Origin of the sequence: Pseudoalteromonas sp. SK18 (assembly GCF_001974855.1) — a bacterium.
Taxonomy (GTDB): domain Bacteria; phylum Pseudomonadota; class Gammaproteobacteria; order Enterobacterales; family Alteromonadaceae; genus Pseudoalteromonas.
In genome coordinates, this window is sequence record NZ_MTQB01000011.1 from 65,120 (window position 1) to 81,572 (window position 16,453).

The following is a 16,453-nucleotide window of genomic DNA, read 5'->3' on the forward strand; positions in this document are numbered from 1 at the left end:
AATAGCACAGAATGAGGAGTGACTCATGGCCGGTTTTGATAAAGTAGTTTCTAGTTATGAAGCTGCAATGGAAGGTTTAAAAGACGGCGATACAATAATAGCCGGTGGTTTTGGCTTATGTGGTATCCCTGAGGGGCTAATTGCCCAAATTAAAAAAATGCAAACTAAAGAATTAACCGTTGTTTCCAATAACTGTGGTGTTGATGACTTTGGTTTAGGGCTGTTACTGCACGACAAGCAAATTAAAAAAGTGGTCGCCTCATACGTTGGCGAAAATGCCTTGTTTGAACAGCAGCTACTAAGTGGCGAGATTGATGTAGAACTTACGCCACAAGGTACCCTTGCTGAAAAAATGCGTGCTGGTGGTGCAGGAATACCTGCTTTTTACACAGCCACAGGTTATGGCACACCGGTTGCTGAGGGTAAAGAAGTAAAAGAGTTTAACGGTCGCCCTTATATTTTAGAAGAGTCAATTACCGGTGAATTCGCTATTGTAAAAGCATGGAAAGCGGATCGCTACGGCAACTTAGTATTTCGTCATACAGCCATGAACTTCAATCCAATGGCGGCTACTGCGGGTAAAATTACCGTTGCAGAAGTAGAGGAAATTGTTGAGCCAGGCGAACTTGAGCCAAGCCAAATACATACGCCAGGAATTTTTGTTAACCGCGTTATAAAAGGTAACTTTGAAAAACGCATTGAACGTGTTACCACACGAGATTAAGCAGGAGCACTAACAATGGCATTATCACGTGAACAAGTCGCAATGCGCGTAGCACAAGAGCTACAAGATGGGTTTTATGTTAATTTGGGCATTGGTATTCCGACACTCGTCGCAAACTATGTACCCGATGGCATAGAAGTTATGCTACAGTCCGAAAATGGTCTTTTAGGCATGGGCGAATACCCTACTAAAGCCACTGTTGATGCGGATATGATCAACGCGGGTAAAGAAACCGTGACGGCAGCTACCGGTGCAGCTATATTTAATAGTGCAGATAGTTTTGCCATGATACGGGGTGGTCATGTAGACTTAACGGTTCTGGGCGCGTTTGAGGTAGACCAAAACGGTTCTATAGCCTCATGGATGATCCCTAAAAAATTAATTAAAGGCATGGGCGGAGCGATGGATTTAGTCGCAGGTGCAAAAAACATTATTGTTACCATGACCCATGCCAGTAAACACGGCGACTCTAAGTTATTAGAAAGCTGTACGTTACCGCTAACGGGCGTTAACTGTGTTAAAAAAATAGTTACTGATTTAGCCGTTCTAGAAGTAAAAGACGGCGCATTTCATTTACTAGAACGCGCACCAGGCGTATCAGTTGATGAAATTATTAGCAAAACGGCAGGTAAATTGCTTGTTAATGGTGATATTCCTGAGATGGTGTTTTAAACCACTCATAATTTCACTCTGTACCGACCTCATTCCCAGTGCCAATGGCGCTGAGTTACCCAAAATCCCTCGCAAGAGGGATTTTTTTTGTCTATATTTTAGTTTTTGCACTATAGTGACAATTTAACGCACCACTTGGGTGAATTCACCCTAATAAAAAAAATAAATAACTGATATAGTTAACTTTTATTTTTGGTTTAATTATTGCCTGTTACTAGGCGATTAAAATAACTTTATATTGGATACCATGCAAACACCTATTCGCGGCCTTCGCTCTTTTTGTTTTGCCGCAAAAAGCTTAAGTTTTAAACATGCTGCTAAAGAGCTTTACTTAACGCCCTCGGCGGTGAGCCATCAAATTAAGCAGCTAGAAGAGCAGCTAGGCATTGATTTATTTCAAAGACAAACTCGCTCTATTAGTTTAACGCCTGCAGGGAAGAACTTTTTTGAAGCAATTTATCCGATTATAAATATGCTAGAGAGCACCATTACCGAATTTAGTCAGTTACAACAAAATGTAAACTTGACCATCACGTTACCCGAGTTTTTTGCCAGTGAATTGTTGATGCCTAAGCTTAGTGAGTGGACCAGTGAGCACCCTAATATAAATCTACACATGGATACCCTTAAAACTCGAAAGGAATTAACCCGCCAGAGTGATTTATCAATAATTTTATCCTCAAGTAAACCACTTGATGGACTGGCTACCGAGCTTTTTAATTTAGAATACATTCCAGCGTGTAATAAAAAGCTGCTTGAACAATGGCAAAACGATCATTGTCAGGCACTTAACCAAGTACCCCTTATTGTACATAAAGCACGGCCTTGGGCTTGGCATCAGTGGGCAGAAAAAGTTGGGATTGATGACTTTTCACCAACGCAAATTATTCAAATAGACAGTATGTTTGGTGTAGCAAGAGCTGCGCAGCAAGGAATGGGCATTGCGCTTATTCCTCTGCCAATTAGCCAAAGCTGGCTGGATGAACAATGGCTTTATAAACTATTTGAACAACCCCTTACCACCAAAGATAAATACTACTTGGTACAACATGGCTCTAGTACGGCTAACCACCCGCTAGATTTGTTTGCCAAATGGGTAATTAACACTTTCAGACAAACCAAGTGACTATTAATTAAACGCTCTTTTATGGGCGTTTAATTATTTACCCGTTTTTTAAAATATCCCTCTCCTTCCCCCCCAATCTAAAAACCAGAATATATACAATATTATCAAAAGCTTGTGGTGATTTTTACGGATTTAATTTATAGGTTAGTTTTTTTCACTTATTAGTTTTGTTTTTATCGCTTGTCGGAATTGAGTAAAAGCTCTAAAGTTAACTCAACAAATCAGCAACGACCTGAAAATAATAAAACGCGTTACTGAAACCAAATTTAATTAGTTTGTAACAACGAGCTAGTAAAAAAGAATCTTTATTGTGTGTGAAGATGTTGTCAGTGTAAAAAACAGCTCAAGTTCGGTGGTGACTTAGCTTGGGTTGTTTTTATTTTACGCTTACACCCGCCAATAAATGTAAGAATCTTTATTGTGTGTGAAGATGTTGTCAGTGTAAAAAGCAACTCAAGTCCGGTGGTGACTGAGCTTGAGTTGTTTTTATTTACAATCACATCAGCACCAATAATTCAGCATTAGTTTTTACTAATACAACCCCCCGAATCTTTATTGTGTGTGAAGATGTTGTCAATTGAAATGCAGCGACCTTATCTAAGTCTCGCTGCTTTTTTTTGCTTAAAATTTGCCTATTTGCTAATTAGCTTAAACATCATCTGATCTGTTTATTTCATCACGAGCGACAAATTCTAACACCGTGGCATTAATACAATATCTATCTTGACCTTTTGGCCCTTCCCCTGGAAATAAATGCCCTAAATGAATACCGGTACTTTTAGATTTAAGCTCAATACGTTGCATTCCCCAACTGTTATCTTCATGTTGCGTTACGCTGTCTTTTACTGGGTGTGTAAACGACAACCAGCCAGTGCCTGAGTTAAATCTATCACGGGTATCAAACAAGGGTTCACCACTGAGTTTATCTATAAAAATACCATCGGGGGTGTTTTTAAAAATAGCGTACTCTTTACAATACGGGCTGTCGGTTTTAGCATTAAACGCTACTTTATAAGCTTCACTGTCACCAAGCTTAAATGCCCCTAGCGCCTTATAAAACAGCTCGGCATCCATGTAACCTTGGCGAGAATACACTTCTACTCCATCTTCTAAAAATAAGATGGTGGGTGTAGCCCAAGTAGCCGATTTGATGGTTAAGCCATTAAGCTGATCAGCATGGCGAAATGTCATTGGTATTGTGCCTTTGTAGTCATTGGCTACCGCCGCTTTAAATTTTTCACAGTAAGGGCAGTAATCGCGAGAGTCTAAAATAACAATTTGTTTGCCAGTCAACAATGCGGTGTTATCAAGCTGCTGCTTTTCATCTTGACTGAAAACAACGCCGGTTGAATGATCTGGGCAATAGCCGTTAGGATTTTTTTCTAGGTAATTCTGATGGTACTCTTCAGCCGAATAAAAACGCTCGAGTGGCTTTATTTGTGTAGCAATAGCTCCATATCCTGCTTTAGTTAGTAACTGCTGATACTCACTCGTCACTGCCTTTGCGATACTCGCTTGCTCATCGCTTGTAGTTAAAATAATAGAGCGATATTGTGTGCCTACATCATTACCTTGGCGGTTTTTTTGAGTCGGATCGTGGCTCTCGTAATAATTTTGCAGCAGCTCTTTTGCTGAAATAATATTGCTATTAAATGTAACCTGCACAACTTCGGCGTAATTATCTTCATCAAAGCGGCGCGATAACTTAGTTATATTTCTGTAGGTTGGTTTAAACCCATGCCCATCAGCATAACCCGACTCTGCATCGAGTACCCCATTAAGTGCTTCATAGCGTTTTTCTGCCCCCCAAAAACAGCCCGAGCCAAGCACTAGCTGTTCTACATGCATAGTGGCATCTAAATCACTGGGCTTAGTTACTTCGTCTGACGAGATTGCGCTCATCGCACTAAGCAAGCCCACAATGGCAAATGCCGGTAATATTAACCCCTTAAACATACGATTACCTCTTAGTTTTAGTTACTCTAGGGTCTGTTGACCTTCCAAGGTTAAATTTGCAGCAGTCTGTTTGGTGTTTAGGCAAGGCAGAGCCTATGTGGTGTGGTTATTCCCCATAAATAGGCGATAACGCAGCATCAATGCCAAACAGGCGCTACCCTTCGGATTCTGCCTAGGAGCGATTTAATCCGCAAAGGTCAACAGACCCTTAAGCAGACCTGTAAACTCAAAAATAAATTTCACACAACAAAACTTTACGAAAAAGGGAGTGTATTCGATCTGAGCTTGTCTATTATTATCGTAATAGCACAGCGACTGTGATAGCTTAAATGTAATTAATATTAATGAGTTAACTATATGAGCATGATTCCTAGTATAAAAATTTTAACGAACTCTAGCCTGCTTTTTGATGTTTCTCACTATAGCGAACCACACATACTTGCGACGCAAAAAAAGCTTTGGGCGCTAGCCCAGCACTGTAAAAATAGTAATGAGTTTATTGACTTGGTGCCGGCTATGAACTCGTTAACTTTGTATTTAAAGTCTTCAGAAATGCTCCATAAATGGCACAACAGCTTAGCTAAGTTATGGAAGGAAGTAGATGATTACCCGTTTGAAAGCCAGCACCATAAAATAAATACCTATTACCAAGGTGAAGATTTAGATTATGTGGCTAACTATCATCAACTCACTATAGATGAAGTGATCAACTTACATAGTAAAGAGCTATATCACGTTCTATTTTTAGGTTTTGTGCCCGGCTTTCCTTATTTACACGGACTCAACTCACAGTTATTTACTCCAAGACGTGATAACCCCCGAGTGAGTGTTCCAAAAGGCGCAATAGCCATTGGCGCAGACCAAACGGGTATTTACCCTGAAGATTCACCGGGTGGTTGGCATATCATTGCTCACACTGATGCCTGCTTATTTGATGCTAAAGCGGCTAATCCTTGCTTATTTAAACCTGGCGATACCATAGAGTTTGTGCCTGCCAAAGGAGTAAACCATGATTAAAGTCATCAAGAGCGGTATTCAACTTACAATTCAAGATTTAGGTCGTGTGGGTTTTCGACATTTAGGGGTTAGCCGCTCAGGCAGCCTAGATACCTGTGCGCACATCATTGCAAACCGTTTATTAAATAATAACGATAACGCTGCGGTGTTGGAATTAACCGTTGGTTTATGTGAACTGCAATTTCAGTGTGATACGGTTATTGCCCTGCATGGTGCCGACTTAAAAGCAACACTAAACGGGCATCCACTTTATCCAGGCTGGAGTTACCCAGTAAAAGCAATGCAAACGCTTAAGTTTGTAACCGGTCGTGGTGGTTCACGAGCTTACATCGCGGTAAAAGGTGGCATTGAATGCCAAGAGGTTATGGGTTCTAAATCAACCGATTTGGGGGCAGCTATTGGTGGCTTTGATGGCCGTGCACTGCAAAGCGGCGATATGATAGCCATTAACTCTTATACTAAACCTTGGTTATGTAATAAGGGTGCCCTTACCCCGCCAAAACGAAGTATCATCCGTTTACATGTTGGCCCTCATCATGAGTTATTAACACCCGAGTGTATCAATGCATTTTCTGATAGCTCATTTACTATTAATCCAAATAGTAATCGTATGGGCGTACGCCTAGATCATAAAAATACGGCTGTTATGCAACACTCGCTTTCACTGCCCTCCGTAGCAGTCGCACCTGGGAGCATTCAGCTTCCACCCGATGGTAACCCTATTGTATTATTAAATGACGGGCAAACCACAGGGGGGTATCCTTTAATCGCGCATGTAATAGAAGCCGACTTACATCAGTTTGCACAATTTAGAACCGCCGACCCAATCACTTTTGAGTTTGTATCACTTGAGCAAGCAAATGCTGCAAAGGAAAAACTCGACGCTCACTTAGCACAACTTAAGCTGAGTTTAAGCCAGTACTGGAATTAATTAATGGTGCACTAAAACTCACTGAGTAACTCAACCGCTATTTATTTACTTTTCGCTTTGCACCTCCTTGGTGCAAGGCAAACTAATTGTTGCAATTTAATTTAGCTTCAGCGTAATTGTATATTAAAAATTGTACAGCGCGTTTTAATCTCCTTGTCAATATCACTACATTGGAGCAACACCAACTTATTTGGTGCATAAATTATTCTTATTATTTTAAAAAAGCCGTGTGACTTAGGTATTTATTTCTGATAAAACAAGGTTAGTCTTTAGCAAACTCGCTATCGTAGGCACTTAATAGGAATGAGGAAAAATTATGTGTTCAATATTCGGCGTACTCGATATTAAATCGGATCCCAGCCAGTTACGCACTCAGGCAATCGAAATGTCTAAACTGCTTCGCCACCGCGGGCCTGATTGGTCAGGGGTGTATTCATCAGACAAAGCAATTTTAGTGCATGAACGCTTAGCAATAGTAGGCGTATCAAGTGGTGCGCAACCACTATACAACCCAGAAAAAACGCATATTTTAGCGGTAAATGGCGAAATTTATAATCACAAAGAGCTTGCCGCGAGTTTAGAGGTCGACTTCGATTTTCAAACCCAGTCAGATTGTGAAGTTATTTTAGCCCTGTATAAGCAAAAAGGGCCCGCCTTTTTAGATGATTTAAATGGTATTTTTGCCTTTTGTTTATATGATGAAGAGCAAGACGCTTACCTTATTGGTCGCGATCATATTGGTATTATTCCACTGTATACAGGCCACGATGAGCATGGCAATTTTTATGTAGCATCAGAGCTAAAAGCGCTCTCGCCTATTTGTAAACATATTGAGGAGTTCCCGCCTGGGCATTACCTTTACAGCAAAGACGGTAAATTAACACCGTACTACCAACGTGATTGGCAAAGCTATGACGCAGTTAAAAACAACGACGCCAAAGCAGAAGATGTAAAAGATGCACTAGAAGCCGCGGTAAAACGCCAACTAATGTGTGACGTACCCTACGGTGTATTACTATCAGGCGGATTAGATTCATCGGTTATTTCAGCCATTACTCAACGGTTTGCCGCAAAACGAATTGAAGACAACGATGAAAGTGACGCTTGGTGGCCTAAACTGCATTCGTTTTCAGTGGGTTTGGAAGGTTCACCCGATTTAGCAGCAGCGCAAAAAGTGGCTGATATGATAGGCACTATTCACCACCCTATTATTTTTACTATTCAACAAGGTATTGATGCCCTTAAAGAAGTGGTTTATCACATTGAAACCTATGATGTCACTACAATTCGCGCATCAACTCCAATGTATCTAATGGCGCGGCAAATTAAAGCTATGGGCATTAAAATGGTGCTTTCTGGTGAAGGCGCTGATGAATTATTTGGTGGTTATTTATATTTCCATAAAGCACCCAATGCCCAAGAGTTTCATGAAGAGCTAAACCGCAAAGTATCAAAACTGCATATGTTTGATTGTTTGCGCGCTAATAAATCAATGGCTGCTTGGGGTGTTGAAGCACGCGTGCCATTTTTAGATAAAGAGTTTGTTGATGTGGCAATGCGCATCAACCCAGAAGCTAAAATGTGTAACGACGGCAAAATTGAAAAACATATTTTGCGTGCAGGGTTCGACGGCTACCTTCCAGACGAAGTGTTATGGCGTCAAAAAGAACAATTCTCTGATGGCGTTGGCTACAGCTGGATAGACACCTTAAAAGAATTTGTAAATGAACAAGTAACAGATCAAGAATTAGAGAATGCTAAATTTAAATACCCAATTAATACGCCAGATTCAAAAGAAGCGTATTTTTACCGCCGTATTTTTGAATCGCACTTCCCGGGCGATGCCTCTGCTAACTGTGTACCGCATGGTAAATCAGTAGCGTGTTCAACTCCCGAAGCATTGGCGTGGGATGCATCATTTCAAAACAATGCGGATCCATCAGGGCGCGCCGCAGGCGTTCACAATGAAGCATATAAAAAATAGTTATCACTCTACCTACGCTGCAGGTTAAAAACTGCAGCGCTCTTGCCCCGCTTTGTAAATTAAACCTAAAACGTCAGATAAGCCTTTAACTAAATTAGTTTAAACAACAAAATAATTTAGTCGCTTTTTATAAAATCTAATTCAAGATTCCCTTCGCTGATATTCTTCAACCATAAAAACGTAATTAAAAAGTATTTAAAAATTAATCTTGATTTTTAAAACTCAGACTAGACTTTTTACGTACCCAAGAAGGTTGTTAATTTATTTAAAATATCCTATTAGGCAGAATATTCATTAACTTAGCTTTTGCATTCATAGCTGTTTACGACTATAAAATAAAATGACTAGCAGCTTTACTGATACAAGATAAGTTAGCAACCTTGTACATTAAATAAACTAAAACAGCTTAAAGTTTTGCCAAAGTGTTAATTCTTTCGCATTTGATATTTAACTCCCCTATTAGTAAAGGTATGATGGGCAATTAAATTAGTTAGTCTTCTAACTATTCGTGTTATTAGCTTTAGCTATAAATCTAATAAGACGAATACAGTGAACTATAAAAAACTGGCATTTAGCCAGCCTGTTTCATTAACCAATGAGGTATTGCATGAGCGAGAATCATGACAAGTACAGTATTGACAATACAGACTACACCGTAGGTCAAGACAACGTACAAAAGTGGGGGTTTGATATACATAACCCTGTATTCGGGATCAGTGCAGGGTTAATAGCACTTTTTTTAATCGCCGTACTAGTGTCAGATGCCGAAGTAGCTAAAACAACACTAAATGGTGTTAAAAACGATATTATTAATAATTTTGATGGCCTATTTATGTGGGCTGCCAACTTCTTTGTTATTTTTTGTTTAGTTTTAATTTTTTCGCCTTATGGCAATATCCGCTTAGGCGGTGACGATGCTAAACCATCGCATTCTCGTATTTCTTGGCTGGCAATGTTATTTGCTGCAGGCATGGGGATTGGCTTAATGTTTTGGGGGGTTGCTGAACCGGTTGCATACTACACCGGTTGGTATGAAACACCGCTCAATGTAGCAGCAAACACCCCAGAAGCCGCTAAAATGGCGATGGGTGCAACTATGTTCCATTGGGGTCTTCACCCTTGGGCAATTTATGCTGTGGTTGCACTTTCATTAGCGTTTTTTACTTATAATAAAGGCTTACCGCTATCTATACGTTCAATTTTTTACCCTATTTTAGGTGATAAAGCGTGGGGATGGCCTGGTCACATAATTGATATTTTAGCTGTATTAGCTACCTTATTTGGTTTGGCAACGTCACTTGGATTAGGTGCACAACAAGCTTCTGCCGGTATTAACCATGTATTTGGTTTTGAAGGTGGTGTAGGTTCACAAATTCTAGTTATTACAGGTGTTACTTTATTAGCAATCGTCTCTGTTATTAGAGGTATTGATGGCGGTGTTAAATTACTTAGTAACGTAAATATGCTCATTGCTTTAGTATTATTAATCTTTGTATGTTTAGTTGGCTTTGCGGTTTCTATGGGCAATATCCCTAATACAGTAATGGGCTATGTAGAAAATATTATTCCATTAAGTAACCCGCATGGCCGTGAAGATGAAACATGGATGCACGGTTGGACAGTGTTTTATTGGGCTTGGTGGATTTCATGGTCACCGTTTGTAGGTATGTTTATTGCGCGTGTTTCGCGTGGTCGTACAATCCGTGAATTTTTAACCGCGGTATTACTTATTCCAACAGCGGTTACTATCCTGTGGATGTCTATCTATGGTGGCATCGCAATTGACCAAGTAGTTAATGGTATTGGTGCTCTTGGGACTGACGGTCTAACAAGTGTCCCTATGGCGATGTTCCAAATGCTTGATGAAATGCCAATGGCGAGTGTGCTTTCTTTCATTGCTATTGTATTAGTACTGGTATTCTTTATTACTTCTTCTGATTCAGGATCACTTGTAATTGATTCAATCACAGCAGGTGGAAAAATTGATGCACCGGTACCACAGCGTATTTTTTGGGCTACTGTTGAGGGCGCAATTGCTGCTGCATTACTTTGGATTGGTGGTACTCAAGCGATTGAAGCACTACAAGCTGGGGCTATTTCAACCGGTCTACCGTTTACCATTGTTTTACTATTAATGTGTGTAAGCTTAATTTTAGGTTTACGAACTGAGCCTCGCCCAGTTAAATAACACCCTACATTAAAAAACGCCGCTAATTGCGGCGTTTTTTTTACTCTATTTTTCCTATAATATTTTATAACGTTTCGCTAAAGCCAAATTTCACTTAGTGGCGTATCTAACCGATAATGATAACTCAGCTGAGCTTGCAGTAATTCTGCGGTGGCTAAAGCGTCAGTCAGTGCATTGTGGTTTTGATACAATGGCAATGAATAACGCTCCCTTGTATCACTTAGCCTAAGCGAGCCTAGTCTGGTATTAAACAGCCTACCTAATAACCCCTGCCGTGCTTTAAGTGCCCGCCTTTCTAAATCCATAGTATCAACTAGGGCAAACTCGATGCCTTCTTTAATTCGAGTAAGTAGCGCGTTATAAAAAAAGTGGCGCTCAATGGCGGCATAATGTACCACCACCACTTTACCTTTTAAGGCATCTAATAAAGGCGCTAAAATTCTATTTAAGTCGGGGGCTTCATCTATTTCTGAGTGAGTAATACCATGGATAACAATCGACTCTTCACTCAAATCTCGTCGTGGTTGTACTACCCAATGGCGGCTCTCTTTACAGTAAATACGATTAACATTGAAAGGCACTAACCCCACACTAACAATATCATCGGTATTAGCGTCCAGACCTGTTGTTTCAAAATCTAGCGCCACAAAAGGTACATCTTTAAGTGGAGCAGTCTGATTGGTAAATGCCTGCTTATAAAAGTCTTTAAGCAACGAGTTTTGCGCACTATGTAAAAGCTGCTCGTATCGACGTGGCCAATCTAACGGTGATTTAGCCATAACTTATTTCACACCTGAATGAGCAGAATAGCTAAACTTTAAAAAGCTTTGCGCTTTTTCTAAAATCGCAAAAGCTTCTTTTAAATTACTTTGCTCAAATGGTGAGAGTAAATGCGGGTCTAAATCATTATCGGGCGCTTCCCCCTGCTCTATCTGCCATGCCTGGTGGCGAATACGTACAGTAGCAATATATTCAAATGCATCACGCAAATCTTGTGCTTTGCCTTTAGGTAATAAGTTAGCCTCGATAATATCCTCTAAGCGCTCAAACGAATTTTGTTTACGTGAACCGACCGCTAATGCATGAACGCGAACCACATCAGATAGCGGCGCTGTACCACGACGTTTTAAATTCATTGAGCGCTTATGTTGGCCATTGTGCTCAAGTACAAAGCCGTTAAAAAATCCCAATGGTGGCGTTCGATTGCGAGCATTAGCAGCAAGGTTAGCTAAAAAGCGTTTATTTACTTTGCTTTCTTTTGCCACCAGCGTTTTAAGCTCATCGGCCCACTTTAACTTACCCCACACACCATCTAAGTCAAAAAATATCGAGCTATTGAGCAGTGCTTGCGGTTTGGGCTCGGCCATCCAGCTAGCAAATTTTTCTTGCCATTGTTCTCGGGTCATACGCCATTTTTTAAACGAGGCCATAATTTCACCATCACAATAGGTATAGCCACACTTAGCTAAGCCATCACACACAAAGTCTGATAAGTTTTGAAAATACTCATCGTGCAATGCCTCATCGAAGCTATTATCTAAAATCAGTGCATTATCTTGATCGGTTACAATTAACTGCTCATCCCGTGCCATTGAGCCCAGCGCAATAAAACAATAAGGAATGGGCGGCTCACCAAATTTTTCTTCTGCTAGGGCTAATAGGCGCTGTTTAAAGGTACGTCCTATTACTGCCATAGCGGTCCCTATCATATGCGAATTAGCATCTTCGTTTACCATACGCACAAACACATTAGGTAATTGGCGGGCGTAATGAACTAAGTCATCAACCGATTGCTGAGCTAAAATACCGCGTACTAACAATAAGCTACTTTGTGATTCATAGCGTAAAATATCAGATAGAGATATCACCCCTATTGGTCGCTTTTTATGTACCACAGGCAAGTGATGTAAGTTATCTCTGAGCATGGCTAAAACAGCTTCAAAAACGTAAGAGTTACTATCGAGCAAAACCAACCCTGAGGTCATTACCTCCTTCGCCGGCGTATCAAACGTAAGTCCTTGGGCAACAACTTTGGTACGGATATCTCTATCTGTGATGATCCCGACGACTTGACCGTCATCCTCTTCTGGATCGTCGCTTATTTGTTTTTCTATATCAGTAACAAGTACTGAAGAGACCGATTCTTGTGTCATCAAAAACGCGACGTCTTGTATGGGGGTTTGTGTAGTAACAGTGACTACATCGCGATGTAATAATGATTTAACTTTTGCGGTGGTTAAATCATTGCTGTCGGCTTGCTCTACTATCGCTTGGTGCAAGCGTACGTTGCCATCCACTTCGAAAAAGTCGGCAAAGGTTTCGTATTTATCACAGTATTCGTTGAAGGTATTAACATTAATACAATACGTTAAGGTATCTTCAAGTGCACGAGCTGGAAACCGCACTTTGCGGTTCATCAATAAACCCATTTGGCCAAAAATACCGCCTGTAGCTAAGCGGTTATAGAGTTCACCATTACGGCGTGAAATCTCAACTGAGCCACTCCGAATAATATACAAGTCACTAATATCTTGCCCTAAATGCAGGATATCAGTTTCGGCACGAAAGTAAGCAACCTCTATTTGCATTGCTAATTCGTTCAATGCCTCAGTAGGAAGCGTATCAAATGGGGGATGTTCAACTAAAAATTGGGCTATTTCAACTTGCTCGGCCTGCATAGGGAATCCTTGTGGCGTGAATCTAGTTGAATTGTGAGCCTAATTGGCTATTTTTTCAAAGAAAAATAGCCAATTTACGTAAATAGTTAGCGATTAATTATCTACTTGCTCTAACTCCTGCGCTAATTGTTTTGACTCATCGCCGCGAGGGCTGGTAAAACGTGCAAGTCCTAAATAAATCACCGGTGTTAAATAAAGGGTAAACAATACCGCTAATGCTAGTCCACCAAACACCACCCAGCCAATCGCATTGCGCGCCTCAGCGCCCGCACCTGTTGACATAATAAGCGGTAATGCACCCAATAAAGTAGAAATTAAGGTCATGGTAATGGGTCGTAGGCGTACCAGTGCAGCTTGTTCAACCGCTTTTCGAACACTAAGCCCGTTATCTCTTAATTGATCAGCAAACTCGACCAATAAAATTGCGTTTTTAGCGATTAAACCAATAAGCATTACCAGACCAATTTGCGAATAAATATTGAGTGATGTGCCGGTTAAATACAGTGCTAAAATAGCGGATGTAATACCAAATGGCACAGTAATCATCACCACAATGGCGCTGTTAACGTTTTCAAATTGTGCTGCCAATACTAAAAATACAATTAAAAATGCCAATACATAGGTCATTAATACTTCGTTTGAGGTCTCTTCAAATGTCAGAGCTTCCCCTTTAAACGCTAGGGTAATACCTGCTGGTAATGATTGCTCAGACACTTGTTTTATTTGCTCTACCAGTGTGGCAATAGTTAAACCTTCGGGTAATTCCATGCTTAATTCTATGGCACGTCGCTGAGCATGGCGCTCAAGCTCTGCAGCTACGCCTTCCTCTGTAATATTAGCGACACTACTGAGCGGTACTAATTGATTATCGCGGGCGCTTACATATAAATTTGCTAAATCACTGGGGTCATTAATGGTTTGATTTTGAGCCTGTAACATAATTGGTATTGACTGATCGCCAATATTTAAATCGGCTATATCGTCGCCATTAATGGCAGCTCTTAGGGTAATGGCTATATCACTTAACGATACTCCAAGCTCTTCTGCGCGTCGTCTGTCGATATTAACACGCAATTGCGGCTGCGATGGCTGATACGATACCCTTACCGGCGCAACTTCAGGCACGGCTTTTTCAAGATCTGCTGAAAACTGCTGTGCAGCTTTAAATATTTCTAAGTAATCTTGCCCCAGTAAAGCAACTTCAATTCCGCCACCTTGGCCACGTAAATTTAAACTATTGGCACCACCTGCGTATGCGGGTGCTCCAGGAATGTTCATTAAGGGCTGACGAATTTTATTGATGATTTCTTGTTGGCTAAAGTTACGCTCATCCCAGTGTTTTAAAGGCACTGTTATAAACACAATATTAGGATCCCACTGACCAACAACCGTGTAAATTGACTCTATTTCCCCGCTTTCGACGAAAGGCAGTAAGGTGTCTTCCATTTTAATGGCTTGTCTGTCCATAAAGTTTAAGCCTACGCCATCTGGCCCACGGGCAAATATTCTAATTTTACCGCGATCCTCTGTTGGTAATAGCTCGTTATCAAGGCTCATATACAAGGCTCCTGAGCCGGCAGCCACTAATAAACAGGCAATAAAAGTTAGCCACGCATGATCGAGTACTTTATGAATTGTTTTAGTATATAAATTAGCAAGTACGTTACCAAACTTAGCAAATGGATGAAAACCGCCTTGCTTAAGCTTTAGCTTAGAGGTAAGTGCTGGCACTAACGATAACGCAACAAAGCTTGATATGATCACTGCACCGGCAAGAACACCGCCAAACTCTCTGAATAAACGCCCTGCTGTAGAGGGTAAAAAAGCGATGGGAACAAACACAGCGGCTAATACCGCCGTGGTGGCAATAACGGCAAAAAATACTTCACGCGTACCTACCACTGCGGCCGCACGCCTGCCAAGCCCTAATCCTCGCTGGCGTTGAATATTTTCACTCACCACAATCGCATCATCAACGATTAAGCCAGTAGCAAGTACAAGCGCGAGCAAAGTTAAAATATTTATGGAGAAGCCCAATGCCCATATCAGTGCTAATGAGCCGATTAATGCTACCGGAATAGCAAATGCAGGCACTAAGGTTGCACGCCATGAGCCAATATACACCCATAAAGTAATGATCACTAGCAGCACTGTCAGTACTAATGAGTTAATAACTTCATCCACTGAACTTCTAATAAATTGTGCATCATCTGATGTTAAGGTAAATTCCATCTGAGGAAAGCGTTCACGCATTCCCTCTATAAGCTTTAGAACTTCATCTGATATTTCTATGGTGTTAGATTGCGCTTGGCGGATAATTTCCATACCAATAACGGGTTTACCATTGAGCCTAACCATAGAGCGTGGATCTGCCGGGCCAAAATATACCGCTGCGATATCGCTAATACGGGTATCACCACGGATGATAATATCACCGACTTGATCTGGTGTGACCGAGGTAGCATCAGCACGCACAATGATTTGCTGATCGTTTGATTTTAAACTTCCTGCAGGCACATCAAAGGGAGCTTGCCTGAGAACGTCAGCAACATCAGGAATAGTTAAATTAAAGCTACTGAGCTTAAGCGGATCTATACGTACTCTAAGCACTCGTTCTCTATCACCGTTTAAGCGCACATCAGCAACACCGGGAATAGTTAAAAACTGTGGTGCTAAGTCAACATCAACTCGCTCGGTTAATGCCTCTAACGATAAACTCTCACTTGATACGGTGAGTGATACGACCGCCTCAGCATCATTATCGGCTTTTATAATAGATACACGCTCAACCTCTTCTGGGAGCTCTCTTTGCACTCGCGAAACTGACTCGCGTGTTTCATTAGCGGCATCATCCAGATTAACACCAGGTCTAAATTCAACCACAATACGTGAGCTGCCTTCTTCACTTTGTGCACGAATAGATTTAACTCCACTCACACGGGCAACAGCACCTTCAAGTTTGCTGGTGACTTCAGTGTCAACGGTTTCTGGGGAACCACCTGGAAACGAAGCTGATACCGTAATACGCGGCCTATCTACATCAGGAAGCTCTCGTACTTCTACGCCAGCTATAGCGGCGATACCGGCAATAATTATTAATAAATTAAGCACCACAATAAGTACAGGGCGGCGAATTGCCATAGACGGCAAGTCTTGCATCATAGGTTGCTGTTTCAT

At 41.1% G+C, this 16,453-nt stretch carries 11 protein-coding genes; 7 read left to right on the forward strand and 4 right to left on the reverse strand.

Annotation, left to right across the window (positions count from 1 at the left end; all coding sequences use genetic code 11):
* The first annotated feature begins 25 nt into the window (after nucleotides 1–25).
* The 3 genes from BW139_RS10055 (at nucleotide 26) to BW139_RS10065 (ending at nucleotide 2,522) form a co-directional block, all read left to right on the forward strand.
* Nucleotides 26–724, forward strand: coding sequence for a CoA transferase subunit A (locus tag BW139_RS10055; protein WP_008114703.1), 699 nt, complete (start codon nucleotides 26–28; stop codon nucleotides 722–724).
* A 15-nt stretch (nucleotides 725–739) separates the two neighbouring features.
* Nucleotides 740–1,396, forward strand: a complete 657-nt coding sequence (locus tag BW139_RS10060; RefSeq protein WP_008114705.1) for a 3-oxoacid CoA-transferase subunit B — start codon at nucleotides 740–742, stop codon at nucleotides 1,394–1,396.
* A 247-nt stretch (nucleotides 1,397–1,643) separates the two neighbouring features.
* On the forward strand, nucleotides 1,644–2,522 hold the full coding sequence (locus BW139_RS10065) for a LysR family transcriptional regulator (RefSeq protein WP_008114707.1): 879 nt from the start codon (nucleotides 1,644–1,646) through the stop codon (nucleotides 2,520–2,522).
* Between the two features lie 648 nt (nucleotides 2,523–3,170).
* Here the strand turns inward: BW139_RS10065 and msrA are convergent.
* The gene (gene msrA, locus BW139_RS10070; protein WP_076919550.1) at nucleotides 3,171–4,478 is read right to left on the reverse strand and encodes a peptide-methionine (S)-S-oxide reductase MsrA; all 1,308 of its coding nucleotides are present in this window, start codon (nucleotides 4,476–4,478) and stop codon (nucleotides 3,171–3,173) included.
* Between the two features lie 357 nt (nucleotides 4,479–4,835).
* On the opposite strand from msrA, the gene pxpB reads away from it, so the two are divergent.
* The 4 genes from pxpB (at nucleotide 4,836) to BW139_RS10090 (ending at nucleotide 10,598) form a co-directional block, all read left to right on the forward strand.
* Entirely contained in the window at nucleotides 4,836–5,495 is a 660-nt protein-coding gene (gene pxpB / locus BW139_RS10075) for a 5-oxoprolinase subunit PxpB (protein ID WP_076919551.1), read from the forward strand.
* On the forward strand, nucleotides 5,488–6,426 hold the full coding sequence (locus BW139_RS10080; RefSeq protein ID WP_076919552.1) for a biotin-dependent carboxyltransferase family protein: 939 nt from the start codon (nucleotides 5,488–5,490) through the stop codon (nucleotides 6,424–6,426). Before pxpB ends, BW139_RS10080 begins: the two co-directional genes overlap by 8 nt.
* A gap of 316 nt (nucleotides 6,427–6,742) precedes the next feature.
* A complete protein-coding gene (gene asnB, locus BW139_RS10085; protein WP_076919553.1) occupies nucleotides 6,743–8,410 on the forward strand; it encodes an asparagine synthase B in 1,668 nt (555 codons plus the stop codon).
* A gap of 607 nt (nucleotides 8,411–9,017) precedes the next feature.
* Entirely contained in the window at nucleotides 9,018–10,598 is a 1,581-nt protein-coding gene (locus BW139_RS10090; RefSeq protein WP_076919554.1) for a BCCT family transporter, read from the forward strand.
* 77 nt (nucleotides 10,599–10,675) lie between these two features.
* Here the strand turns inward: BW139_RS10090 and BW139_RS10095 are convergent, their stop codons facing one another.
* The 3 genes from BW139_RS10095 to BW139_RS10105 all read right to left on the reverse strand — a co-directional run bounded on the left by BW139_RS10095 (nucleotide 10,676) and on the right by BW139_RS10105 (nucleotide 16,453).
* The gene (locus BW139_RS10095) at nucleotides 10,676–11,377 is read right to left on the reverse strand and encodes a 3'-5' exonuclease (protein ID WP_076919555.1); all 702 of its coding nucleotides are present in this window, start codon (nucleotides 11,375–11,377) and stop codon (nucleotides 10,676–10,678) included.
* A gap of 3 nt (nucleotides 11,378–11,380) precedes the next feature.
* Complete coding sequence (locus BW139_RS10100) at nucleotides 11,381–13,276, reverse strand: DUF294 nucleotidyltransferase-like domain-containing protein (protein ID WP_054200884.1); 1,896 nt, start codon at nucleotides 13,274–13,276, stop codon at nucleotides 11,381–11,383.
* Between the two features lie 93 nt (nucleotides 13,277–13,369).
* The gene (locus BW139_RS10105) at nucleotides 13,370–16,453 is read right to left on the reverse strand and encodes an efflux RND transporter permease subunit (protein WP_076919556.1); all 3,084 of its coding nucleotides are present in this window, start codon (nucleotides 16,451–16,453) and stop codon (nucleotides 13,370–13,372) included.

Coding starts and splice junctions, on each gene's coding strand:
- BW139_RS10080 (WP_076919552.1), top strand. CDS start 5,488: ATGATTAAAGTCATCAAGAGCGGTATTCAACTTACAATTCAAGATTTA.
- asnB (WP_076919553.1), top strand. CDS start 6,743: ATGTGTTCAATATTCGGCGTACTCGATATTAAATCGGATCCCAGCCAG.
- BW139_RS10100 (WP_054200884.1), bottom strand. CDS start 13,276: ATGCAGGCCGAGCAAGTTGAAATAGCCCAATTTTTAGTTGAACATCCC.
- BW139_RS10105 (WP_076919556.1), bottom strand. CDS start 16,453: ATGAAACAGCAACCTATGATGCAAGACTTGCCGTCTATGGCAATTCGC.
- BW139_RS10065 (WP_008114707.1), top strand. CDS start 1,644: ATGCAAACACCTATTCGCGGCCTTCGCTCTTTTTGTTTTGCCGCAAAA.
- BW139_RS10055 (WP_008114703.1), top strand. CDS start 26: ATGGCCGGTTTTGATAAAGTAGTTTCTAGTTATGAAGCTGCAATGGAA.
- BW139_RS10090 (WP_076919554.1), top strand. CDS start 9,018: ATGAGCGAGAATCATGACAAGTACAGTATTGACAATACAGACTACACC.
- msrA (WP_076919550.1), bottom strand. CDS start 4,478: ATGTTTAAGGGGTTAATATTACCGGCATTTGCCATTGTGGGCTTGCTT.
- BW139_RS10060 (WP_008114705.1), top strand. CDS start 740: ATGGCATTATCACGTGAACAAGTCGCAATGCGCGTAGCACAAGAGCTA.
- BW139_RS10095 (WP_076919555.1), bottom strand. CDS start 11,377: ATGGCTAAATCACCGTTAGATTGGCCACGTCGATACGAGCAGCTTTTA.
- pxpB (WP_076919551.1), top strand. CDS start 4,836: ATGAGCATGATTCCTAGTATAAAAATTTTAACGAACTCTAGCCTGCTT.